We start from the raw sequence: 22,009 nt of genomic DNA, 5'->3' as shown, positions 1-22,009 counted from the left end.
TCCGTTCTCGGGTGGTGCGGACGGGCTGCCCGGCTAGCGGGTGCCGCCGAGGAAGTACGGCGAGCGGCGGCGCCAGCGGGCCCAGGCCGCCGCCGGCAGGCCGCTGACGATCATCAGGACCACCACCGTGAGCTCGAACCAGCCGTTGTCGGCGGAGAGTTCGAAGTGGTCGGTGGAGGCGTAGAAGGTCCAGGCGAGGTAGCCGCCGACGGCGAGCAGCGCCGCGGCGCCGAGCAGCGGGCCGACCACCGCGCGCAGCCCCTCCAGCGGGTTGCTGCGCAGCAGGCCGCGGAAGCGGACGGCGGCGGCGACCGCGGTGAGCGCGTAGTACAGCGCGACGATGATGCCGATCGCGTTGACGGCGGCGGAGATCAGGTCGCCGACGGTGGGGATGGCGACCGCGCACAGCGCCAGGGCGACCGCGACGCCGGTGATCAGCAGGGTGCCCGCGGCGGGCGTCCGGTGGCGGGGGTGCAGGCGGGTCCAGACCGGGCCGAGCACGCCGTCGCGGCCCATCGCGTACAGGCCGCGGGCGGTCGGGATCACCGAGGACTGGAGCGAGGCCACCGCGGAGAACATCAGCGCGATCAGCGGCAGCGCGGCCAGCGGCTGGGAGGCCAGCCGGGCCCCGAAGTACGTCAGCCCGTGCGCGCCGTTGTCGGCCAACTCGTCCAGCGGCAGCACCCGTTGGAAGGCGGTGCCGGCGAGCAGGAACAGCAGCAGCATCACCACCAGGGCGACCGTGCCGGCCCGGGAGGCGTCGCGCGGGTCGCGGACCTCCTCGCCGATGCTGAACACCGACTCGAAGCCCCAGTAGCAGAACACCGCGAGCACCATGCCCTGCGCCAGCGCCGCCGTCGACGGGATCGCGAAGGGGTTGTACCACTGGAGCGAGAACGGCTGGTCGCCGGCGAACAGCCCGTACCCGCAGAAGCCCAGCAGCACCGCGTACTCGAAGACCAGCAGCGCCTTCTGCAGCCGCGCGGCCAGGTCGAGCCCGCGCACCGCGACCAGCGCGGCGCCGATCAGCACGGCCAGGCCGATCAGCGTGCACTGGACGGTCGAGTCGGCGTCCAGCCGCAGGCCGGCGACGCTGCGCAGGTGCGCCAGGTCGAGGAGTTGGACGATCGAGGAGCCGGTGACGGTGGTGGTGTAGGCCATGAACACCACCGTGCCGACGGTGTTGACCCAGCCGGTGAGGAAGCCGAGCCACGGGTTGAGGGTGCGGCCCACCCAGCGGTAGCTGCTGCCGGCGTCCGGTTCGGCGGTGTTCAGCCGGCCGTAGCCGCCCGCGATGGCGAGCACCGGGAGGAACGCCAGCAGCATGATCGCGGGCAGGTGCAGGCCGACCACCCCGGCCATCAGGCCAAGGCCGATGCCGATGCTGCTGGTCGCGGCGGTACTGGAGGCGGCGATCGCCGCCCCGTCGAGGAGGCCGAGGGACCGGGGCATGGACTGCGGGGCGTCGTTCGCACCGGTTCTCGGACCGCTGCCCGTGGCCTGCTCCGTCGCTGCCAAGGGATCACCGCCTAGGGGGTGTGGAGGGTGGGGGAGGTGTGCGCCATGAAACCCGGCGGGCCGAAACACGTCAATGCTGTTGTCATAAGAGCGCGACGGCGACGGCCGGCCGGGAGTCCGGCCGCGGTTCCCCGGCCCCGGGTCAGCCCAGGGGCCCGACGGCCCGCATCCCCCGGGCCCGGGCGATTCCTGACGCCGCGTCGGATCCGAGCAGGTCGAGGACCGCACGGGCCCGGTCCGGCCGGGCGGACGAGGCCAGGACGCCCCCGCCGAAGACCGAGTCGATCGCCGCGTCTCCCGGCAGCGGGCCGAGGACGCGCACGCCCGGCAGGCCGGTCAGCTCGCTGCGCTGCTGAAAGGCCAGGTCGGCCCGGCCGGCGGCGAGCAGGCTGCCCGCGGGCACGCCCGGCGGCGCCTGGACGAGCCGGCCGGCGAGCGCCCCGGCGAGCCCCAGCCGGCCGATCAGGGCGAGCAGCGCCGTCCCGCTCGGGCCGGTGGAGTACGCGATGCTGCCCGCGGACAGCAGTGCCGCCCGCAGCTCGGACTCCGTGCCGAGCGGCGGCACGGCCGCTCCCTCCGGCACGGCGGCCACCACCTGGGACACCCACAGCGGGCGCACCGTGCCCGCCAACAGCAGCCCCTCGGCCGCCAGTTCGGCCAGCGCCCCCTCGGCGAGGACGAGCAGGTCGGCCGCGGCGCCCGCGCGCACCCGCCGGGCCACCTCGACCCCGCCCGCGGACTCGAAGCGCACCGGGACGCCGTGGGCGTCCCCGAGGTGGGCGGACAGCTCGGTCAGGACCGGCCGGGTCGCCATCGAGGACAGCCCGACAATCATCCGGTTCACGTGGTTCCTCCTCGGATCCGGCAGGCGGTACGGCGCACGCCACGGCGGCGGCGCGCCGGTCTGCGAGACTCTCCGGATGATCACACCCCGGAGCACGGCGGCCGGAAAGGTCCTGGAGGTCCTCGCGGCCTTCGACCGCGAACACCCGTCGCAGACACTGTCGGAGATCGCCCAGCGTACGGGCATGGCCCTGAGCACCACGCACCGAGTGATCGCCGAACTGGCCGGCTGGGGCGCGCTCGAACGCGCGGAGAACGGGTCCTGGCACATCGGCCTGCGCCTGTGGGAGACCGCCTCCGGCTGCCCGCGGACCCAGATCCTGCGCGACGCGGCGCTGCCGTTCATGCAGGACCTGTACGAGGCGACCCACGAGAACATCCAGCTCGCGGTGCGCGAGGGCACCGAACTGGTCTTCGTCGAACGGATCGCCGGGCACCGGTCGGTGGAGGTGGTCACCATGGTCGGGGCCCGGTTCCCGATCGGCTCCACCGGCATGGGACGGGTCCTGCTCGCGCACGCGCCCCGGGAGATCCAGGAGGAGGTGCTCGGCTCGCCGCTGAAGGCCTGGACCCCGCACACCGTCACCGACCCGAAGGCGCTGCGCTCGCAGCTGGACCGGATCCGCCGCGAACAGGTCTTCGTCAGCGACCGGCAGCTCTCCGAGCGCTCGGTCGCGGTCGCCGCGCCGGTGCGGATCGGCCGCGGCGGCCCGGTCAGCGCCGCCCTCGGGATCGTGGTCGCGGCGCGCGGGGCGAGCCGGGCGCGCGGGCTCCGCGAGCCGCTGCTGCGGGCCGTCCGGGGCATCTCCGAGGAGCTCGGCCGGCGGGCCCGGACGACGGACTGACACCCGGGGTCCTTCCGTCTGGCGGAAAGAGGGGCGACCGGCCGAGGGTCCGGATGTCAGCGTTCGGGGCGTGCGAAACCCCGTGCCACGCCCAGGAGATGCCATGGCCGACACCCCCGTCGACACCGTCGCCCACGTTCCCGTCGTCGTCGTCGGCGCCGGCCCGGCGGGCCTGATGCTGGCTCACCTGCTCGGCCGCGCCGGCGTCGAGACCGTCGTGCTCGACACCCGCACCCGGCACGAGATCGAGACCACCCACCGGGCCGGCATCCTCGAAGCCGACGCGGCCCGGGCCCTGGTCGAGACCGGCGTCTCCGAGCGGATCCTGCGCGACGGCCACGAGCACCAAGGCGTCGAACTCCGCTTCGGCGGCCGCCCGCACCGCATCGACTTCCAGCAGCTGGTCGGCGCCTCGGTCTGGCTCTACCCGCAGACCGACGTCTTCACCGACCTGGCCGACGCCCGCGAACGCGACGGCGGCACCGTCCACTTCGGCGTCCGGGACACCGAAGTCCTCGACATCACCACCGACGCCCCCCGGGTCCGCTGGACCGCGCCCGACGGCACCCGGCACGAACTCCGCGCCCGGTACGTGGCCGGCGCGGACGGCTCGCGCAGCATGTGCCGCGACCTGGTGCCCGAGGACCGCCGGGTGCGCTACGGCAAGGACTACCCCTTCGCCTGGTTCGGCATCATGGCCGAGGCCCCGGCCAGCGCGCCCGAACTGGTCTACGCGCACTCCGAGCACGGCTTCGCCCTGATCAGCCAGCGCACCGCGACCGTCCAGCGGATGTACTTCCAGTGCGCCCCCGACGAGCCCGTGGACGCCTGGCCGGACGACCGGATCTGGGCGACCCTCCAGGCCCGGGTGGCCGGCGAGGACGGCTTCCGGCTCAACGAGGGCCCGATCCTGGAGAAGACGGTGCTGCGGTTCCGCTCCTTCGTCCAGGAGCCGATGCGCTGGGGCTCGCTGGCCCTGGCCGGCGACGCCGCGCACACCGTGCCGCCGACCGGCGCCCGCGGCCTCAACCTGGCCCTGCACGACGTCAGGGTCCTCGCCGAGGTCCTGCTGCGCGCCCTCGGCAGCGAGGGCCCCGCCGCGCTCGACGACTACCAGCCGCGCGCCCTCCAACGGGTCTGGCGCGCACAGAACTTCTCGTACTGGATGACCCGGCTGCTGCACACCGCGCCCGGCGGCACGCCGTTCGACCTGCGGCGCCAACTCGGCGAACTCGACAACGCGGTGGGCACCCGGGCCGGCCGCACCTTCCTCGCCGAGCAGTACACCGGCTGGCCCACCGCCGCCCGGGACTGACCCCGCCGCCCCCCAGGAGAGCACCCATGATCATCGACTGCCACGGCCACTTCACCACCGCCCCGCCGCAGTTGGCGCACTGGCGGGACCGGCAGACGGCCGCCGCCGGCGGCGGCGGCCACGCACCCGACCCCGACGACCTGGTCATCACCGACGACGACCTGCGCGAGGCGATCGAGGGCAACCAACTGCGGCTCATGGACGAGCGCGGCACCGACCTGACGGTCTTCTCGCCGCGCGCCAGCTTCATGGCCCACCACATCGGCGACTTCGCGGTCTCCTCGGCCTGGGCGCGGATCTGCAACGACCTGGTCCACCGGGTCAGCACCCTCTACCCCGACCGGTTCGCGATGGGCGCGATGCTCCCGCAGTCGCCCGGCACCGACCCCGCCACCTGCCTGCCCGAGCTGCGCCGCGCCGTCGAGGAACTCGGCGCGGTCTCCGTCAACCTCAACCCCGACCCGTCGGGCGGCCGTTGGACCGCACCCCCGCTGACCGACCGCAGCTGGTACCCGCTGTACGAGGCGATGGCCGAGTACGGCATCCCCGCCATGATCCACGTCAGCACCTCCTGCAACCCGGCCTTCCACACCACCGGCGCGCACTACCTCAACGCCGACACCACGGCGTTCATGCAACTGCTCCAGGGCGACCTGTTCACCGACTTCCCGACGCTGCGCTTCGTGATCCCGCACGGCGGCGGCGCGGTGCCCTACCACTGGGGGCGCTTCCGCGGCCTGGCGATGGCGCTCGGGCGGCCCGACCCCGAAACGCTGCTGGACAACGTCTTCTTCGACACCTGCGTCTACCACCAGCCCGGCATCGACCTGCTGACCGGGGTGATCCCCAGCCGCGCGCTGCTCTTCGCCAGCGAGATGATCGGCGCCGTCCGCGCCGTCGACCCGCGCACCGGCCACCACTTCGACGACACCAAGCGGTACCTCGCCGCGACGCCGCACCTCACCGACGCGGAGCGGACCGCCGTCCACTCGGGCAACGCCCTGCGCGTCCACCCCCGCCTCGCCGCGCGCCTCGCCGACCGTGCCGCGGACCGCTGAACCCAGGAGAACTCCCATGGAACACACCGAGATCGGCGTCGTCCGCACCGCGATCACCCGCGCCGACCCGGCGGCGGTCGCCGCCCTGTCGCAGTTCGGCGTGGCCACCGTCCACGAGGCGATGGGCCGGGTCGGGCTGATGCGCCCCTACCTGCGCCCGGCCTACCCGAAGGCCCGGCTGTGCGGCACGGCCGTGACCGTGCTGCTGCAACCCGGCGACAACTGGATGCTGCACGTCGCCGCCGAACAGGTCCGCGAGGGCGACGTGCTGGTCGCGGCCTGCACCACCGAGAGCGAGGACGGCTTCTTCGGCGAACTGCTCGCCACCTCCCTCCGCGCCCGCGGCTGCCGGGGCCTGGTCATCGACGGCGGCGTGCGCGACGTGGCCGACCTGGAGGAGATGGACTTCCCGGTGTTCTCCCGGGCGATCAACGCCAAGGGCACCGTCAAGGCCACCCTCGGCTCGGTCAACGTACCGGTGGTGTGCGCCAACGCCCTGGTCCGGCCCGGCGACGTCGTCCTCGCCGACGCCGACGGCGTGGTGGTCGTCCCGCGCGAGCGGGCCGCCGAGGTCGCCGAGGCCTCGGCCGCCCGCGAGGCGGCCGAGGAGGGCAAGCGCGCGCGGTTCCGCACCGGCGAACTCGGCCTGGACATCTACGGCATGCGCGGCCCGCTGGCCGCGCTCGGGCTGCGGTACGAGGACTGACGATGACGAACTTCGAGAAGACCTCCGGCTGGCTGGACTGGCACGCCGACCCGAGCCGCCCCGCGTTCCGGCTGCCCGCCGGCGCCGTCGACACCCACTGCCACGTCTTCGGCCCGGGCGCGGAGTTCCCGTTCGCCCCCGAGCGCAAGTACACCCCGTGCGACGCCTCCAAGGACCAACTCTTCGCCCTGCGCGACCACTTGGGCTTCGCCCGCACCGTCGTGGTCCAGGCGACCTGCCACGGCGCCGACAACAGCGCCATGGTCGACGCGCTGCGGGCCTCGGACGGCCTGGCCCGCGGGGTGGCGACGCTGCGCGCCGGGACCGCGGACGCCGAGGTGCGGGCCCTGCACGAGGCCGGGGTGCGCGGCGTCCGGTTCAACTTCGTCAAGCGGCTGGTCGACGCGGCCCCGCCGGACGAACTGTGGGACGTCGTCGAGCGGATCAAGCCCTACGGCTGGCACGTGGTCGTCTACTTCGAGGCGGCCGACCTCGCCGAGCTGCGCGACTTCCTGCTGTCGATCCCGCTGCCGCTGGTGGTCGACCACATGGGCCGGCCCGACGTCGGCAAGGACCCGCACGGACCGGAGTTCGAGGCGTTCCTGGACTTCCTGCGGGCCCGCGAGGACATCTGGTGCAAGGTCACCTGCCCGGAGCGGCTGTCACTGAGCGGCCCGCCCGCCCTCGACGGGCAGCGGGCCGCCTACCGCGACGTCGTCCCGTTCGCCCGCCGCGTGGTCGAGGAGTTCCCCGACCGGGTGCTGTGGGGCACCGACTGGCCGCACCCCAACCTCACCGGCCACATGCCCGACGACGGCCTGCTCGTCGACTTCGTCCCGCACATCGCGCCGACCCCCGAGCTCCGGCAGCGGCTCCTGGTCGACAACCCGATGCGCCTGTACTGGCCCGACGCCGACCGACCCCACGCCTGAACGGAGCGCCGGCATGCCGCTGGACAAGACCTACCGACTCGTCCCCGGAACGACCATCTTCGACGCCGAGCAGTCCGCCAAGGGCTACCACCTCAACCAGTTCTGCATGTCGCTGATGACGGCGGAGAACCGGGCGAGCTACCTCGCCGACGAACGCGCCTACCTGGACGCCTGGCCGCTGCGCGAGGAACAGAAGCAGGCCCTGCTCGACCGCGACCTCAACGCCGCGATGCGCGAGGGCGGCAACATCTACTTCCTCGCCAAATGGGGTGCCACGCTCGGGCTTTCGTTCCAGCAGATGGCGGGCTCGATGACCGGCATGACCGAGCAGGAGTACCGGGACATGATGGTCCACGGCGGCCGCTCCGTCGAGGGCAACCGGATCGACCACGCCGTCCTCGAAGCCGCCCACGCCGACCGGACGCCCCCGGCCGAGCACGCCACCGTCACCGCCGCCGTCTTCACCTCGCACGTCCCGGCGATCGGCGCGGCCATCGACCACGGCAAGACCGAAGAGCCCTACTGGCGGCCCGTCTTCGAGGGCTACGAGTACGCCAAGCAGTGGGAGACGGAGAACCTGCCGGACGTGGTGTTCCTGGTCTACAACGACCACGCCACCGCCTTCGACCAGTCGATCGTCCCGACCTTCGTGCTCGGCACCGGCGCGGCCTACCCCGCCGCCGACGAGGGCTACGGGCCCCGCCCCGTCCCCGGCATCGATGGCCACCCCGAACTCGCCGCGCACATCGCGCACTCGCTGATCCGGGACGACTTCGACCTCACCCTCGTCAACGAGATGAGCGTCGACCACGGCCTGACCGTGCCGCTGTCCCTGATGTTCGGCGACGTCCAGGCCTGGCCGTGCAAGGTGATCCCGTTCCACGTCAACGTGGTGCAGTACCCGGTGCCCTCCGGAGACCGGTGCTTCCGGCTCGGCCGGGCGCTGCGCCGGGCCATCGAGTCCTACGACCGGCCGCTGAAGGTCCAGGTGTGGGGGACCGGCGGCATGAGCCACCAACTACAGGGCCCCCGGGCCGGCCTGATCAACCGTCGGTGGGACAACGCCTTCCTGGACCGGCTGATCGAGGACCCGGCCGGCCTGGCGCAGGTGCCGCACCTCGAGTACGTCGAGGAAGCGGGCTCGGAGGGCATCGAACTCGTCATGTGGCTGATCGCCCGCGGTGCGATGGCCGACATCGACGGCAGCGGCGAGATCGAGGTCAAGCACCGCTTCTACCACGTCCCGGCGTCCAACACCGCCGTCGGACACCTGATCCTGGAGAACCACCCGCGGGCCGAGACGCCCGCCGAGAAGGAGTGACATGACCGCCGACCGGACCGTCCGGATCGCCCTCGCCGGAGGCGGCGCCTTCGGCGCCAAGCACGCCGCCGCGCTCCGGCGGATCGAGGGCGTCGAAGTGACCGCCGTCGTGAGCAGCACCCTCGACAGCGCCCGGAAGTTCGCCGCCGAGCAGGGCGTCGGCCGAGCCGTCGCCACGCTGGAGGAAGCGCTGGCGATGGACGAGGTCGACGCCGTCGTCCTCGCCACGCCCACCCCGATGCACGCCGCGCAGACCCTCGCCTGCCTCGAAGCGGGCAAGCACGTGCAGGTCGAGATCCCGCTCGCCGCCTCGCTCGCCGACGCCGAGGAGTGCCTCGCCGCGCAGCAGCGCACCGGGCTGGTCGCGATGGTCGGCCACACCCGGCGCTTCAACCCCAGCCACCAGTGGGTGCGCCGACGGATCCAGGCCGGGGAGTTCCGGATCCAGCAAATGGACGTGCAGACCTACTTCTTCCGGCGCAGCAACCTCAACGCCCTCGGCCGGCAGCGCTCCTGGACCGACCACCTGCTCTGGCACCACGCCGCGCACACCGTCGACCTGTTCGCCCACCAGACCGGCTCGCCGATCGTGCAGGCCAACGCGATCCAGGGGCCGATCCACCCCGAACTCGGCATCGCGATGGACATGTCCGTCCAGCTCCGCGCGGAGAACGGGGCGATCTGCACCCTGTCGCTCTCCTTCAACAACGACGGCCCGCTCGGCACCTTCTTCCGCTACATCGGCGACACCGGCACCTACCTCGCCCGCTACGACGACCTGTACACCGGCCAGGACGAGCCGATCGACGTCAGCGGCGTCGACGTCTCGACGGACGGCATCGAACTCCAGGACCGCGAGTTCGTCGCCGCCATCCGCGAGGGCCGGGAGCCCAACTCCTCGATCGCCCAGGTGATCTCCTGCTACCGGACGCTCGCCGCCCTGGAAGCACAGCTCGACACCGGCGCGGGCGCGTGACCGCCGGACCGGGCCGCACCCCGCGCCGGATCGGCCCGTTCGACGTCCCCGCGATCGGGCTGGGCTGCATGAACCTCAGCCACGCCTACGGCGTCCCGCCCACACCGGAGGCCGCCGCCCGGCTGCTGCGCACCGCGCTCGACCAGGGCGTCACGCTCTTCGACACCGCCGCCCTGTACGGATTCGGCGGCAACGAGCAGCTGCTCGGCCGCGTCCTGGCCGGCGACCGGGACCGGATCGTGCTGGCGAGCAAGTGCGGGATGACCGGCGTCGACGGACGGCGCGTCATCGACGGCCGGCCGGAGACGATCCGGCACACCGCCGACCGGGCGCTGGCCCGGCTCCGCACCGACACCATCGACCTCTACTACCTGCACCGGATCGACCGGCAGGTGCCCGTCGAGGAGAGCGTCGGCGCGATGGCCGAACTCGTCGCGGCCGGCAAGGTCCGGGCGCTCGGGCTCTCCGAAGCCTCCGCCGCGACCCTGCGCCGGGCCCACGCCGTGCACCCGATCGCCGCCCTGCAGAACGAGTACAGCCTCTGGTCGCGCAACCCCGAACAGGGCACCCTGGCGGCCGCCCACGAACTCGGCGTCGCCCTGGTCGCGTTCAGCCCGCTGGCCCGCGGCTTCCTCACCTCGGCGCCGCCCGACCCCGCCGGCCTCCCCGCCGCCGACATCCGCCGCGGCATGCCCCGCTTCGACGACCGGCACTACCCCGCCAACCTGGCGCTGCGCCACGAACTGGCGCGGATCGCCGAGGACGCCGGACTCACCCTCGCCCAGCTCGCCCTGGCCTGGGTGACCTCCCGCGGGCCCCACGTCGTCGCCATCCCCGGCACCCGGTCGACGGCCCACCTGCGGGAGAACCTGTCCGTGCTCGACGCCGAGGTGCCCGAGGAGGCGCTGCACGCGGCCGGACTCGTGCTCAACTCCTCCACCGTGCACGGGCCCCGCTACCACGAGGCCACCCTCACCGAGATCGACACCGAGCGCTGCGGCCGGGCGGGGTGAGGCCGGGCGGGGTACGGCTGGGGCGGTGAGCCCGGCGGGGTGACGCCTGGGTGGGGCGACGCCGGGGCGGCGAGTCTCGCCTGCCCGGCCCGGTCACCGGCGGGCCAGGTCCTGCGCCCGGTAGCGGCCGGACGGCCGGCGGTCGCGGAGCAGGCGCAGCAGGACCGACGCGACCTCCTCCGGCAGCGGCTCGCCGGAGACGTCCCCGCCCGGGGTGGCCTGCTGGAGCATCCGGGTGCGCATGTTGCCCGGGTCGACCGCCCACACCCGCAACTCCGGCTCCTCCCGGGCGAGTACGGCGGTGGCGAGGTCGAGCGCGGCCTTGCTGGCGCCGTACCCGCCCCAGCCCCGGTAGGGCACCACCGCGGCCTCGGAGCTGATATTGAGGACGGTGCCGGCGCGGCCGCGCAGCTGGGGCAGCAGGAGCTGGGTGAGCGCGATCGGCGCGAACGCGTTCACCTCGAACACCTCCCGCAGGTCCGGCAGGGGCTGGTCCGCCAGCCGGGGCAGCGGCGCGCCGCCGGGAGCGGCGTTGAGCGTTCCGGCGTTGTTGACCAGCAGGCTCGCGCCCCCGAGACGCTCCGCGGCCCCGGCCAGGCGGGCCCGGTGCGGCCCGTCCGCGATACTGCCCGGCAGCGCGACGACCTCGGTGAGGCCGGCCAACTCGGCCTCGGCGGCAGCGAGTTCCACCGCGCCCCGGGCGGTCACCACCAGCCGCCACCCCTCGGCGGCCAGCCCCCGCGCGAGCGCCAGCCCGAGCCCGCGGGAAGCCCCGGTGACGACGCCCACGGGGGCGGACTGCGGTACGGCGGCGCGCTGTTCGGCATTCATGCCGCACACGATCCCCCGGCCCGCCGGGTCCCCGGATCGGCCGCCGGGCCCGAACCCGGCTCGGACGTTGGAAGTAGGACCCGCCCCGGCCGGGCGGCGCGGTGCCCGGGAGCCGGATTCGGCTCTCCTGACACCCGGGGCGGGGCGGAGGACCGGCGGAGCCGACCGCGGATTCCGGCCGCCCGGCGAAGCGTTGACCCGGTCGGGAATCTGACGCAGAGTCGGTTCGCGGTGGTGCTGGTGCCGGCCGGGCACCTCGGAGACGGCCGCCGCCAGGTCCGCGGTGCCGCCCGTGCAGGCCGTCCCGGCGCAGCCGGGCGGGTGTCGGACGCCGAGCCTCGCGGTCGGACCGGTGGACAGCACGGTCATACCGACGTCCTCCGCGGAAGGCGGCCGGCTCGGGTCGGCCCGGGTCGGCTCCGGTCAACTCCGGTCGACGATGACGGAGATGCCCCAGCCGATCGCCGCGAGCACCAGGGCGAAGACCAGTCCGGCCAGCGCGCGGCGCGCCGGGCCGGCGGTCGGCCGGGCGCCCGGGCCGTCGGGGACGGCCCGGCCGGGTTGAGCAGCCACAGCGCGCAGGCGAACAGCGCGGGCAGGCCGGCGCCGGTGAGCAGGCCCGCCAGGACGATCTTGGCGAGGGCGCCCAGGTCGACCCAGGCGTTCACCGGACGGCCTTGTCGGACTCGTCGACGGGGGGAGCCGGAATCACCGAGCCGGTCCACGCGGCGTTGACGTTCGCCGGGGTCACGGCCGGACGGCGGGAGGCGACGAAGAAGGCGACCGAGGCCGCCACCAGCACGGCGAAGACCACCACCACCCCCGCCGTACCGCCGATCCCGTTCGCGGTCCAGAAGGCCAGCGCGCCGAGCAGCGCCGAGGCCGGCAGCGTGCACAGCCAGGCCGCCACCATCCGGCGGGCGGTCCGCCAGCGCACCTCGGCGCCGCTGCGCCCGACCCCCGAACCCACGATCGACCCGGTGGCCACGTGCGTGGTGGACAGCGGGTAGCCGAAGTCGGTGGAGCAGAGGATCACGGCGGCCGTGGCGGACTCGCTCGCCATCCCCTGCGACGGCTCGATCTCGGTCAGCCCCTTGCCGAGGGTCCGGATCACCCGCCAGCCGCCGACGTACGAGCCCAGGCCGATCGCCAGCGCGCAGGAGACGATCACCCAGTCCGGCGCCTTCGCCCCGGCCGGCAGCGCGCCGTCGGCGATCAGGGCCAGGGTGATGACGCCCATGGTCTTCTGCGCGTCGTTGGTGCCGTGGGCGAGCGACACCATCGACGCCGAGCCGATCTGGCCGAGCCGGAAGCCGTGCCCCCGCGCGCGCTCGGGGACGTGACGGGTGATCCGGTACACCAGGACGGTGCCGATCGCGGCCACCCCGCCCGCGACGAACGGCGACACCACCGCGGGGACGATCACCTTGGAGACCAGTTCCTGCCACTTGACGACCCACGGGCCGGCCGCCGCCACCGTCGCCCCGACCACCCCGCCGATCAGCGCGTGCGAGGAACTGGACGGGATCCCGAGGAACCAGGTGGCCAGATTCCACAGGATGCTGCCGGTCAGTCCGGCGCACACCACGGTCAGGGTGACCTCGTGGGCGGCGACCAGGCCGCTGGCGATGGTCGCCGCCACGGCGGTCGACAGGAACGCGCCGGCCAGGTTGAGCACCGCCGAGACGCCGACCGCGACGCGCGGCGGCAGAGCCCCGGTGGCGATCGAGGTCGCCATCGCGTTGCCGGTGTCGTGGAAGCCGTTGGTGAAGTCGAAGCCCAGCGCCGTCGCCACCATCAACGCCAGGGCCGCGTCATTGCCGGTCACGTACCAGAACCTAGCCCGCGCACCGGGCGGCCCCGGCCCGCGACACCCCGGCGCGCGCCGCACCCCGGAGGGCCGCCATCCGGTCGGACCAGCACCGGCCCCGCCAGGCCGCCCGGCCCGAAGGCCGCTACCCAGCACGGGAGCTGTTGCTCCGTCAGGCCGTTCCCGGGTCGTTGGGGTGCGGCTCCAGCGGGGTGACGGCGGCGGTCATCCACGGCCACAGCGGCAGGCTGCCGAGGACGTCGGTGCGCAACCGCTCCTCGTCCTCGGCCCGCCAGATGCCGAGGCTGCGGGTCTCGCCGGTCGGCCGCCAGAGCCGGAAGAGCCGTCCGGCATCGGCGAGTTCGCGGGCCCGGACGGCCTCTGCGGCGCGTCGGCGGTCGACCTCCTCGGCGGGGACGTCCGCGGGGACGCGGGTGGTGATCTCGACCAGGAACTCCCGCATGGCGCTGCTCCTCCGTTCCGCCGCGACGGACCGTCCGTCCGGCGTCCTGCCGCCCATGGTGCGTCCCGGGCGGGGCGCCTGCCACGGCACCCGGGCGGGCCAGGGCCGGTCCTGATCCGCCGTCAGGCCTTCCGTTCGGGAAGCCGGTTTCGGGTGCAGGGGTGTGTCGGCGTGGCCGAGGGCGTGGCAGGCGGCCTACCTTCGAGGTGCCGGCAGGAGCGCTGCCCGGCCACCCGACCGCGCCCGCGGCGGGCGCACCCCGGAGGAACGCCATGCCCACGAACGGTCGGAAGGTCGCCGTCGTCACCGGAGCCTCCCGGGGCATCGGCGCGGCCCTGGTCGACGCCTACCGCGAGCTCGGCCACGCCGTCGTCGCCACCTCGCGCAGCATCCCGCCGAGCGAGGACGCGGGCCTGCTCGCCGTCCCCGGCGACCTCGCCGACCCCGCCACCGCCGAACGCCTGGTCGCCGCCGCCGTCGACCGCTTCGGCCGGATCGACACCCTGATCAACAACGCCGGCCTGTTCATCGCCAAGCCCTTCACCGACTACACCGCCGAGGACTACGCGGCCATCACCGGCGTCAACCTCACCGGCTTCTTCCGCCTCACCCAACTCGCCGTCGGCCAGATGCTCGACCAGGGCGGCGGACACATCGTCACCCTCACCACCAGCCTGGTCGACAACGCCGACGCCCGGATCCCGTCCGTCCTCGCCTCGCTCACCAAGGGCGGCCTGCAGTCCGCCACCAAGTCCCTCGCCGTCGAGTACGCCACCCGCGGCATCCGCGTCAACGCCGTCTCCCCGAGCGCCGTCCGCACCCCCATGCACCCGCCCGAGGCGTACGACGCCCTGGCCGCCCTCCAGCCCGTCCGACGCATCGGCGAGATCAGCGACATCGTCGACGCCGTCCGCTACCTGGAGAACGCCCCCTTCGTCACCGGCGAGATCCTCCACGTCGACGGCGGCGCCAGCGCCGGGCACTGAACCCCGGTCCGCGGCCCCGGGGTTCGTATCGGGCGGGTATCGGGACACGCTCGGTCTCCCCGCGATGCGGCGCGCCGGACCGCGCCGCGACCCGGGGCCGGAAGGCCGGGAAGCGGGGATGACCTGGGAAGTCGTCCGCCAGGAGCGGCCGATGGGGGAGCGGTGTCGGGTGGCGGCCGGGCTCGCGGTCTGACGTATTGTTCGGAGCGGGTCGCCGGTTGCGCGGGTGCGCGGCCGCGACGTCCGTCCCGGCCCGTCGAACAGGAGCTGTCCAGTCGTGTCCTCGTCCAGTCCGAGCCCGGTCCGTGTGCTGCTGGTGGAGGACGACGAGCTGATGCGGCGGTCCTTCGCCGTCGCGCTGGAGCGGTACGGGTACCGGGTGGAGACGGCGGCGGACGGGCTGGCGGGCCTGGAGGCGTTCCGCGCGGGGGAGTTCGACCTGCTCGTGCTGGACGTGATGCTGCCCGGACTGGACGGGATCGGCCTGTGCCGGCGGGTCCGGGAGAGCAGCCTGGTGCCGGTGCTGATGATGTCCGCGCGCGGCGACGGACTGGACGTGGTGGCCGGGCTGGAGGCCGGCGCCGACGACTACGTGGTGAAGCCGGTGGAGACCTTCGTGCTGGTCGCCCGGATCCGCTCACTGCTGCGCCGGGCCACCTACCCGCGCCCGGCGGCGGAGACGGAGCCGGCCCCGGACGAGGTCCTGACCTTCGGCGAGCTGCGGATCGACACCGCCGGGATGGAGGTGACGCTGGCGGGCCGTCAGGTCGCGCTGACCCCGACCGAGTTGAAGCTGCTGCTGGAGTTCGCCGCCAGCCCGGGCGTGGTGCTGGAGCGGCACACCCTGCTGCGCGAGGTCTGGGAGTACGGCTGGGACGGCGACAGCCGGGTGGTGGACCTGGGCGTGCAGCGGCTGCGCGGCAAGATCGGCCGGGACCGGATCGAGACGGTCCGCGGCTTCGGCTACAAGTTCCGGCGGTGAACGGCCCGGGCCGGCGGCGGGGGATCCGCCGGCGGATCGCGGCACTGGCGGCCGGCGCGGCCTGCCTGGTCGCACTGGTGCTCGGGGTCCTGGTGCACCTGTGGACGGTCGACGACATCCGCGGCCGGGGCGAGGGCCGGGCCTTCAACGCCGTCTACGCGGCCATGGACGTCTACCACCGCACCGGCGCCCTGGCCGACGGCGCGATGCTCGACCCGCCCGGGCTGCCGGCGGAACTCCGCGACCCCGCCGACGGCAACCGGCACACCGCGTACGACGGCCGGGTGGTGGACGGAGTCGGACCGAGCGCCTGGGCCGCGCAGCGCACCGGCGGCCCGGGCAGCCCGGTGCTCGCCGTGCAGGTCAACCTCGGGCCGGAGCTGTCCCACGTGCCGCGGCTGGACGCGGCGATGGCGGTGGCCGCCCTGCTCGCACTCGCCGTGGCCGTCCCCGCCTCGGTCTACGGGGCGGGCCTGCTCGCCCGGCGGCTGCAACGCGTCGCCGAGACCGCCACCCGGATCTCCGCCGGCGACCTCGACGCCCGGACCGGGCCCGTCGCCGGCCGGGACGAGGTCGCCGCGATCGCCGCGACGGTCGACGCCATGGCCGACACCCTCGCCCAACGGCTGCGCACCGAACGGCAGTTCACCGCCGACGTGGCCCACGAGCTGCGCACCCCGGTGGGCGGGCTGCTGGCCGCCGCCGACCTGCTGCCCGACGGCGAGGCCGAGGACCTGATCCGCGCCCGGGTCCGCGACCTGCGCGACCTGGTCGAGGACCTGCTGGAGATCTCCCGCCTGGACGCCGGGGCCGAGCAGGCGGTCCGGGCCCGGGTGCCGCTCGCCGAGGTGGTCCGCGAGGCGGTCGGCCGCACCGGCTTCGCGGCGCAGGTGGCGGTGCTCGCCGAGCGGACCGTGGAGACCGACCCGCGACGGCTGGAGCGGATCATCGCCAACCTGGTCGCCAACGCGCACCGGCACGGCGCCCCACCGGTGGTGGTCACGGTCGACGGCCCCGCCGTCGAGGTGCGCGACCACGGCCCGGGCTTCCCCGCCGACCTGCTGGCGCACGGCCCGCGCCGCTTCCGCACCGGAGCCGCCGACCGCGGCACCGGCCACGGCCTGGGCCTGACCATCGCCCTCGGCCAGGCCCAACTGCTCGGCGCCGAACTGCACTTCGCCAACGCGCCGGACGGCGGCGCCGTCGCCACCCTGCGGCTGGCCGACTGAAGGAGCGTGCCGCGACCCGGCCGCTGCACAACTGCCGGGAAGCGGAGCGGGAACCGATACACGCAGGGCCGGGAGACCGATACGTACGGCAGGCACCGTCGGGGGTGAAGAGACCACCGCCCCGGACAGGAGCCCCACCGTGATCGTCAACTCCCTCGCCCCGCAGCCGATGCCGGGAGCCGCCGCGTCGACCGTCGACCTGACCAAGGTCTACGGCAGCGGCGAGACCCGGGTCACCGCGCTGGACGGGGTGAGCATCGCCTTCCGGGAGGGGGAGTTCACCGCGATCATGGGCCCGTCCGGGTGCGGCAAGTCCACCCTGATGCACTGCGCGGCCGGCCTGGACACCCCCACCTCCGGATCGGTGCGGATCGGCACCACCGAACTCGGCGGGCTCGACGACCGGCAGCTCACCCAGCTGCGCCGGGACCGGATCGGCTTCGTCTTCCAGGCGTTCAACCTGCTGCCCACCCTGACGGCGCTGGAGAACATCACCCTCCCGCTGTCGCTGGCGGGGCGCCGGCCGGACCCGCAGTGGGTGGAGCGGGTGGTCTCGATGGTCGGGCTCTCCGAGCGCCTCGGGCACCGCCCCGCGGAACTGTCCGGCGGGCAGCAGCAGCGCGTCGCCGTCGCCCGGGCGCTGGTCGCGCGGCCCGCCATCGTGTTCGGCGACGAGCCGACCGGCAACCTCGACTCGCGCGCCGGCGCCGAGGTGCTCGGCTTCCTGCGCGGCTGCGTCGAGGAGCTGGGGCAGACCGTGGTCATGGTCACCCATGACCCGGTGGCCGCCGGATACGCGGACCGGGTGGTGTTCCTGGCGGACGGACGGCTGGTCGACGAGATGGCCCACCCGAGCCCGGACCGGGTGCTGGACGTCATGAAGTCCTTCGCCGGCTGAGCCCCCGTCACCTCCTACCTCCGAAAGCTGCTCATGCTGACCACAGCCCTGCGCAACGTGCTGGCCCACAAGGCGCGTTCGCTGATGACCGTCCTCGCGGTCTGCCTCGGCGTCGCACTCGTCTCCGGCACCCTCGTCTTCGCGGACTCCAGCGCCGCCGCCCACCGCGCCGCCGCGTCCCGGAGCTTCGCCGACCTCGCGGTGAGCGTCACCCCGGCGTACTCCCGCTCCGCCCCCGACCAGCCGGACGTCCTGACGGACGACCTCGTGCAGCGGATCGGGAACGTGCCCGGCGTTGCGGCGGTGCTGCCGTCGGCCGAGGGCAGCGCCGTGCTGAACGCGGCCGACGGCAAGCCGCTGCGCGTCCAGCAGGGCAGGAACCAGGCCGCCGGGTACGTGCCGCAGCGCCACCCCCTGGTCGAGGGACGCGCGCCCGCCGCCGAGGGCGAGATCGCCGTCGACCGCGGAACGGCCGCCGCGGGCGGCCTGCGCCTGGGCGACACCGTCACCCTGGCCACCGACGGCCCCGCGATGACCGCCCGCCTGGTCGGCATCGTGACCACCCAGGACACCAGGGTCACCTCCGGCGGAACCCTCACCGTGCTGGACCGGGCCACCGCGCAGCGGCTGTTCGCCGCGCCCGGGCACTACACCTCCATCGACGTCTCCGCCGCGCCCGGCGTCGGAGAGCACGAGCTGGCGCAGCGGATCACCGACATGCTGCCCGCCGACCGGGCCGAGGTCACCACCGGGCAGGCCATGGCCGACCAACAGGCCATCTACGTCGGCACGCTGACCCGCGGCTACCAGAAGCTGCCGATGGTCTTCGCCGGCGTCTCGCTGTTCATCGGCTCGTTCCTCGTCCTCAACACCTTCGCGATGCTGGTCACCCGGCGGACCCGGGAGATCGCCCTGCTCCGGGCCGTCGGCGCGACCCGCCGCCAGGTGGTGCGCTCGCTGCTGCTCGAAGCGCTGCTGATCGGGCTCGCCGCGTCGGCGGCGGGCTTCGTGCTCGGCCTCGGCGTCGCGTCCGTGCTGCCCGACCTGCTGAGCGACGCAGGCAACGAACTGCCGGACGGCCCTCTGGTGATCGGCGCCCGGTCGGTGGCCGCGGCCCTGTTCGTCGGCGTGGGCGTGACGGTGCTCGCCGCCTGGCTGCCCTCGCGCCGGGCCGCGCGGATCGCCCCGATCGAGGCCCTGCGGTCGGCAGCGCACCCCGCCGCCCGCCCGCGGCTCCGCGCGGCGGCCGGAATCGGCCTGCTGGCCCTGGGCGTCGGGCTGCTGGTCTCGCTCGCCGGCTCGGCCGAGGACGCCTCGGAGGAGAACCTGCGCAGCGCGATGCTGGGGTGCGGAATCCTCGTCCTCGCCCTGATCGTGCTGGCACCGCTGCTCGTCCGGCCGGTGATCCGGCTGACCGGCCGGCTCACCCGCCGCTTCGGCGTCACCGGCGTCCTCGCGCAGCAGAACGCGCTGCGCGACCCCCGACGGACCGCGGCCACGGCGACCACCCTGTTGCTCAGCACGGCGCTGGTCGGCGGCCTCGCCACCATCGGCACCTCGACCGGGCAGGCCCTGGACCGGCAGGCCGCCGACGGCCTCGCCGCCGACCACGTGATCAGCACCGGCAGCACCATGACCGGCATCGACCCCGCGGTCGTCCAGCGGGTGGCCGCGACACCCGGCGTGCGGGGCGCGAGCGCGATCGCCGACTCCGTGGCCGTCATCGGCGGCAAGGTGCGGGAGATCTCGGGCGTCGACCCGGCCGGCATCTCCCAGGCCGTGAAACTCGACTTCGTCAGCGGCTCGCTCCAGGACCTCGGGCCCGGCCGGATCGCCGTCTCCAGCAGCGTCGCCGCCGAGACCGGCACCAGCACCGGACGCAGCGTCAACCTCCGCATCGGATCGAGCGAATCCTTCGCGCCGTACACCGTGGTGGGCGTCTACCGCGACAACCCCGCCGCCCGCGACGTGCTCGGCGCCCGGGACGAGGTGCAGCGCCACAGCTACAAGCCCGGCTCCGTCCAGCGGATCCTGGTGAGCGGCGACGGCGTGAGCGAGAATGCGCTGCGCACCGCCGTGGGCAACAACCCGCTGCTGAAGGTCCAGGACCGGGCCGCGCTGGTCCGCGAGGCGGCCGGGACGATGAGCGAACTGCTCACCCTGATGTACGGGCTGCTGGCCATCGGCGTGGTGATCGCCGCACTGGGAATCGTCAACACCCTGGCCATGTCGGTCACCGAACGGACCCGGGAGATCGGCGCCCTGCGCGCCCTCGGCATGGACCGGGCCGGCGTCCGCCGGATGATCCGCCTGGAGGCCGTCACCGTCGCCGCCTTCGGCACCCTGCTCGGCCTGGCCGGAGGGCTCTTCGGCGCCTGGGCGGTCGGCGCCCTCACCGGCGGCGCGATGAAGCAGTACACCCTCGTCCTGCCCTGGGGGACGCTCGCCCTGCTCTGCCTGTCCTCCCTCGCCACGGGCGCGATCGCGGCCGCCGTCCCCGCCCGCCGGGCCGCCGCCCTCAGCCCGCTCGAAGCGGTCGCCGAAGGGTAGCCCCGGGCACGCACCCGACATGAAGACCCGTCACCCTCCGTTGCTCACGGGCGGTGACGGGTCTTCGGGTGGTGGCGCCGGCGCCTACTTCAGCACCTTGAGCAGCTCCTGCCCCAGGACGCCGGAAGAGGCCGGATTCTGACCCGTGTACAGATTGCGGTCCACCACCGTGTACGGCTTCCACATCTCACCGCGTTCGAACTTCACGCCCATGGCCTTCAGTTCGTCCTCCAGCAGCCAGCGGGCCTTGGAGGCCAGGCCGACGGCATTCTCCTCGTCATTGGTGAAACCGGTGACCCGGTAACCGGCGAACGGGGAGACCCCGCGCACCCTGGTCGCCAGCAGCGCGGCCGGCGCATGGCAGACCACCGCCAGCGGCTTCCCCGAAGCCAGGGCCGCGGTCAGCAGCCGGCCCGCGTCGGCGTCGGTCCACAGGTCCTCCATCGGGCCGTGGCCGCCCGGGAAGTAGACGGCGTCGTAGTCCTCCACCCGGGCGTCCGACAGCCGGATCGGCCGCCGGAGCTCCTCCGCGGCGCGGATCACACCCTCCAGTTCGAGCGCGCCCTGCGCACCGCCCGCCATCTCCGGACGCAGGCTCATCATGTCGACCGTGGGAACCACGCCGCCCGGCGTGGCCACCACCACCCGGTGCCCGGCCTCCGTCAGGGCCCGGTACGGGGCCGCGAACTCCTCCGCCCAGTAACCGGTGGCGTGCCGGCTGCCGTCCTTGAGGGTCCAGTAGGGAGATCCGGTCAGCACGAAGAGCAGTTCCGCCATGGGTGATCACTCCTGAGTCCAGGTCGTCCGCGGCCCGCATCCGTCACGCGAAACCGCCACTTCCCGCCACCATTCCGCACCGGAATGCCACCCGCACCCGCTCGTCCGCGCCGCATCGTCGACGAACTCCGGCCCCGATTCCCGAAAATGCACCACTGCGTTCGCCGCGCCGCGGTGCGCCGCTCAGGCTGAAGGGCCGGGCGTGGCGCGGCGCTTGGACCGGCGGTGGAGGAGGATGCCGGCGGCCGGTGCCGGCGGGGCGGCGGGCGCGGACGCGGCGGGGGCGGATGAGGGTGGTGGGGGAGCCGGTGAGGTGGCGGCGGCGGGGGCGTCCGATTCCGGCGGGGTGGTGGCCGGGCTCGCGGAGGCGGGGGCAGAGGCGGAGGCGGAGTGGGAGGCGGTGGCGGACGGGGTGGGAGCGGCCTTGGCCGGGGTGATCTCGAAGGGGGCGACGGTGTTGTCCTGGCCTCCGTTCAGGGTGCAGGGGACGTCGACCCGGCCGGGACCGGCCAGGTTGCCGTCGGCGTCCTTGGGCACCAGGTGGAGGGTGAACCGGTCGGCGGTCACGCGCCCTGCGCCGGGGCGGGTGAAGGACAGCCGGGGCGCGTTGCCGGTGGCGGGGATCTCGAAGGCCCCGGAGGCGGGAACGGAGGTGCGGGTGATCGCGAGGTGGACGGGCACGGCGGTCTCGCCCTGCGGGCTGAAGATGCGGGTGTCGGCGTCGACCGAGCCTTCGATGGTGCGCACGCCGAGGACGTAGCGCAGGCCGAGGGTGAAGGAGGCCTCGACGGTGGCGGCCGCCTGGATCGCGAAGGCCGGGCTGGACTCGCCGACCGGCAGGGTGGCCGGGATGTCCGCGGAGATCCTGGCGGTGATGGCCTGTCCGCCGATGGTCGGGAAGACGCAGGTGTAGTGCAGGGTGGGGGCGGCGGGCCGGGCGGCCGCGGGGGCCGTGG

General features: G+C 74.3%; 21 protein-coding genes. 13 read left to right on the top strand and 8 right to left on the bottom strand.

The window, feature by feature from the left end:
- Window positions 1-33: 33 nt before the first annotated feature.
- On the bottom strand, window positions 34-1,452 hold the full coding sequence (locus KCH_RS02115; RefSeq protein WP_051652637.1) for an APC family permease: 1,419 nt from the start codon (window positions 1,450-1,452) through the stop codon (window positions 34-36).
- Window positions 1,453-1,660: 208 nt separating this feature from the next.
- Window positions 1,661-2,353 carry a substrate-binding domain-containing protein gene (locus tag KCH_RS02110; RefSeq protein ID WP_035870501.1) on the bottom strand — a complete coding sequence of 231 codons (693 nt, stop codon included), beginning with the start codon at window positions 2,351-2,353 and terminating at the stop codon, window positions 1,661-1,663.
- Window positions 2,354-2,438: 85 nt separating this feature from the next.
- On the opposite strand from KCH_RS02110, the gene KCH_RS02105 reads away from it, so the two are divergent.
- From KCH_RS02105 to KCH_RS02070, 8 genes are all read left to right on the top strand, one after another.
- A complete protein-coding gene (locus KCH_RS02105; protein ID WP_035858452.1) occupies window positions 2,439-3,206 on the top strand; it encodes an IclR family transcriptional regulator in 768 nt (255 codons plus the stop codon).
- 103 nt (window positions 3,207-3,309) lie between these two features.
- Window positions 3,310-4,521 carry a 4-hydroxybenzoate 3-monooxygenase gene (locus tag KCH_RS02100; protein ID WP_035858450.1) on the top strand — a complete coding sequence of 404 codons (1,212 nt, stop codon included), beginning with the start codon at window positions 3,310-3,312 and terminating at the stop codon, window positions 4,519-4,521.
- A 26-nt stretch (window positions 4,522-4,547) separates the two neighbouring features.
- Window positions 4,548-5,579 (top strand): amidohydrolase family protein, encoded by a 1,032-nt coding sequence (locus tag KCH_RS02095; protein WP_035858448.1) that lies wholly within the window; start codon window positions 4,548-4,550, stop codon window positions 5,577-5,579.
- Window positions 5,580-5,595: 16 nt separating this feature from the next.
- A complete protein-coding gene (ligK, locus tag KCH_RS02090) occupies window positions 5,596-6,285 on the top strand; it encodes a 4-carboxy-4-hydroxy-2-oxoadipate aldolase/oxaloacetate decarboxylase (protein WP_035858446.1) in 690 nt (229 codons plus the stop codon).
- A 2-nt stretch (window positions 6,286-6,287) separates the two neighbouring features.
- Window positions 6,288-7,217 (top strand): amidohydrolase family protein, encoded by a 930-nt coding sequence (locus tag KCH_RS02085; protein ID WP_035858444.1) that lies wholly within the window; start codon window positions 6,288-6,290, stop codon window positions 7,215-7,217.
- Between the two features lie 13 nt (window positions 7,218-7,230).
- On the top strand, window positions 7,231-8,538 hold the full coding sequence (gene ligA, locus KCH_RS02080) for a protocatechuate 4,5-dioxygenase subunit alpha (protein ID WP_035858441.1): 1,308 nt from the start codon (window positions 7,231-7,233) through the stop codon (window positions 8,536-8,538).
- 1 nt (window position 8,539) lies between these two features.
- Window positions 8,540-9,514 (top strand): Gfo/Idh/MocA family oxidoreductase, encoded by a 975-nt coding sequence (locus KCH_RS02075; RefSeq protein WP_035858440.1) that lies wholly within the window; start codon window positions 8,540-8,542, stop codon window positions 9,512-9,514.
- Window positions 9,511-10,527, top strand: coding sequence for an aldo/keto reductase (locus KCH_RS02070; protein ID WP_035858439.1), 1,017 nt, complete (start codon window positions 9,511-9,513; stop codon window positions 10,525-10,527). The genes KCH_RS02075 and KCH_RS02070 overlap by 4 nt, the downstream gene beginning before the upstream one ends.
- 93 nt (window positions 10,528-10,620) lie before the next feature.
- Here the strand turns inward: KCH_RS02070 and KCH_RS02065 are convergent, their stop codons facing one another.
- The 4 genes from KCH_RS02065 to KCH_RS02055 all read right to left on the bottom strand — a co-directional run bounded on the left by KCH_RS02065 (window position 10,621) and on the right by KCH_RS02055 (window position 13,631).
- Window positions 10,621-11,358, bottom strand: coding sequence for an SDR family NAD(P)-dependent oxidoreductase (locus KCH_RS02065; protein ID WP_051652636.1), 738 nt, complete (start codon window positions 11,356-11,358; stop codon window positions 10,621-10,623).
- 423 nt (window positions 11,359-11,781) lie between these two features.
- Window positions 11,782-11,931 (bottom strand): hypothetical protein, encoded by a 150-nt coding sequence (locus KCH_RS40775; protein ID WP_157031840.1) that lies wholly within the window; start codon window positions 11,929-11,931, stop codon window positions 11,782-11,784.
- A 91-nt stretch (window positions 11,932-12,022) separates the two neighbouring features.
- Window positions 12,023-13,186 (bottom strand): inorganic phosphate transporter, encoded by a 1,164-nt coding sequence (locus tag KCH_RS02060; RefSeq protein ID WP_244305093.1) that lies wholly within the window; start codon window positions 13,184-13,186, stop codon window positions 12,023-12,025.
- A 154-nt stretch (window positions 13,187-13,340) separates the two neighbouring features.
- Window positions 13,341-13,631: a muconolactone Delta-isomerase family protein gene (locus tag KCH_RS02055; RefSeq protein ID WP_035858438.1), complete on the bottom strand. Its 291-nt coding sequence runs from the start codon at window positions 13,629-13,631 to the stop codon at window positions 13,341-13,343.
- Between the two features lie 272 nt (window positions 13,632-13,903).
- Between KCH_RS02055 and KCH_RS02050 the strand changes: the two genes are divergently transcribed.
- The 5 genes from KCH_RS02050 to KCH_RS02030 all read left to right on the top strand — a co-directional run bounded on the left by KCH_RS02050 (window position 13,904) and on the right by KCH_RS02030 (window position 20,276).
- Window positions 13,904-14,617, top strand: coding sequence for an SDR family NAD(P)-dependent oxidoreductase (locus KCH_RS02050; protein ID WP_035858437.1), 714 nt, complete (start codon window positions 13,904-13,906; stop codon window positions 14,615-14,617).
- Between the two features lie 277 nt (window positions 14,618-14,894).
- Window positions 14,895-15,599 carry a two-component system response regulator CseB gene (gene cseB / locus KCH_RS02045; RefSeq protein ID WP_035858436.1) on the top strand — a complete coding sequence of 235 codons (705 nt, stop codon included), beginning with the start codon at window positions 14,895-14,897 and terminating at the stop codon, window positions 15,597-15,599.
- Window positions 15,596-16,828: a HAMP domain-containing sensor histidine kinase gene (locus KCH_RS02040; RefSeq protein ID WP_035858434.1), complete on the top strand. Its 1,233-nt coding sequence runs from the start codon at window positions 15,596-15,598 to the stop codon at window positions 16,826-16,828. The genes cseB and KCH_RS02040 overlap by 4 nt, the downstream gene beginning before the upstream one ends.
- A 169-nt stretch (window positions 16,829-16,997) precedes the next feature.
- Window positions 16,998-17,726: an ABC transporter ATP-binding protein gene (locus KCH_RS02035; RefSeq protein WP_035870496.1), complete on the top strand. Its 729-nt coding sequence runs from the start codon at window positions 16,998-17,000 to the stop codon at window positions 17,724-17,726.
- 33 nt (window positions 17,727-17,759) lie between these two features.
- Window positions 17,760-20,276, top strand: coding sequence for an FtsX-like permease family protein (locus KCH_RS02030; RefSeq protein WP_035858431.1), 2,517 nt, complete (start codon window positions 17,760-17,762; stop codon window positions 20,274-20,276).
- Window positions 20,277-20,360: 84 nt separating this feature from the next.
- Here KCH_RS02030 and KCH_RS02025 read toward each other — a convergent pair whose 3' ends face one another.
- A complete protein-coding gene (locus tag KCH_RS02025) occupies window positions 20,361-21,053 on the bottom strand; it encodes a type 1 glutamine amidotransferase domain-containing protein (RefSeq protein WP_035858428.1) in 693 nt (230 codons plus the stop codon).
- 183 nt (window positions 21,054-21,236) lie between these two features.
- Window positions 21,237-21,905, bottom strand: a complete 669-nt coding sequence (locus tag KCH_RS45790; protein WP_341865468.1) for a DUF6801 domain-containing protein — start codon at window positions 21,903-21,905, stop codon at window positions 21,237-21,239.
- Between the last annotated feature and the right edge of the window lie 104 nt (window positions 21,906-22,009).

Source organism: Kitasatospora cheerisanensis KCTC 2395 (genome assembly GCF_000696185.1).
Taxonomy (GTDB): Bacteria; Actinomycetota; Actinomycetes; order Streptomycetales; family Streptomycetaceae; genus Kitasatospora; species Kitasatospora cheerisanensis.
The sequence above is the reverse complement of the archived record's forward strand: the minus strand, read 5'-3'. Positions and strand labels throughout refer to the sequence as shown.

Bases quoted from the DNA above. Each gene is read 5' to 3' on its own strand.
- KCH_RS02115 (WP_051652637.1), bottom strand. From the start codon at position 1,452: ATGCCCCGGTCCCTCGGCCTCCTCGACGGGGCGGCGATCGCCGCCTCC.
- KCH_RS02110 (WP_035870501.1), bottom strand. From the start codon at position 2,353: ATGATTGTCGGGCTGTCCTCGATGGCGACCCGGCCGGTCCTGACCGAG.
- KCH_RS02105 (WP_035858452.1), top strand. From the start codon at position 2,439: ATGATCACACCCCGGAGCACGGCGGCCGGAAAGGTCCTGGAGGTCCTC.
- KCH_RS02100 (WP_035858450.1), top strand. From the start codon at position 3,310: ATGGCCGACACCCCCGTCGACACCGTCGCCCACGTTCCCGTCGTCGTC.
- KCH_RS02095 (WP_035858448.1), top strand. From the start codon at position 4,548: ATGATCATCGACTGCCACGGCCACTTCACCACCGCCCCGCCGCAGTTG.
- ligK (WP_035858446.1), top strand. From the start codon at position 5,596: ATGGAACACACCGAGATCGGCGTCGTCCGCACCGCGATCACCCGCGCC.
- KCH_RS02085 (WP_035858444.1), top strand. From the start codon at position 6,288: ATGACGAACTTCGAGAAGACCTCCGGCTGGCTGGACTGGCACGCCGAC.
- ligA (WP_035858441.1), top strand. From the start codon at position 7,231: ATGCCGCTGGACAAGACCTACCGACTCGTCCCCGGAACGACCATCTTC.
- KCH_RS02075 (WP_035858440.1), top strand. From the start codon at position 8,540: ATGACCGCCGACCGGACCGTCCGGATCGCCCTCGCCGGAGGCGGCGCC.
- KCH_RS02065 (WP_051652636.1), bottom strand. From the start codon at position 11,358: ATGAATGCCGAACAGCGCGCCGCCGTACCGCAGTCCGCCCCCGTGGGC.
- KCH_RS02055 (WP_035858438.1), bottom strand. From the start codon at position 13,631: ATGCGGGAGTTCCTGGTCGAGATCACCACCCGCGTCCCCGCGGACGTC.
- KCH_RS02050 (WP_035858437.1), top strand. From the start codon at position 13,904: ATGCCCACGAACGGTCGGAAGGTCGCCGTCGTCACCGGAGCCTCCCGG.
- KCH_RS02035 (WP_035870496.1), top strand. From the start codon at position 16,998: ATGCCGGGAGCCGCCGCGTCGACCGTCGACCTGACCAAGGTCTACGGC.
- KCH_RS02030 (WP_035858431.1), top strand. From the start codon at position 17,760: ATGCTGACCACAGCCCTGCGCAACGTGCTGGCCCACAAGGCGCGTTCG.
- KCH_RS02025 (WP_035858428.1), bottom strand. From the start codon at position 21,053: ATGGCGGAACTGCTCTTCGTGCTGACCGGATCTCCCTACTGGACCCTC.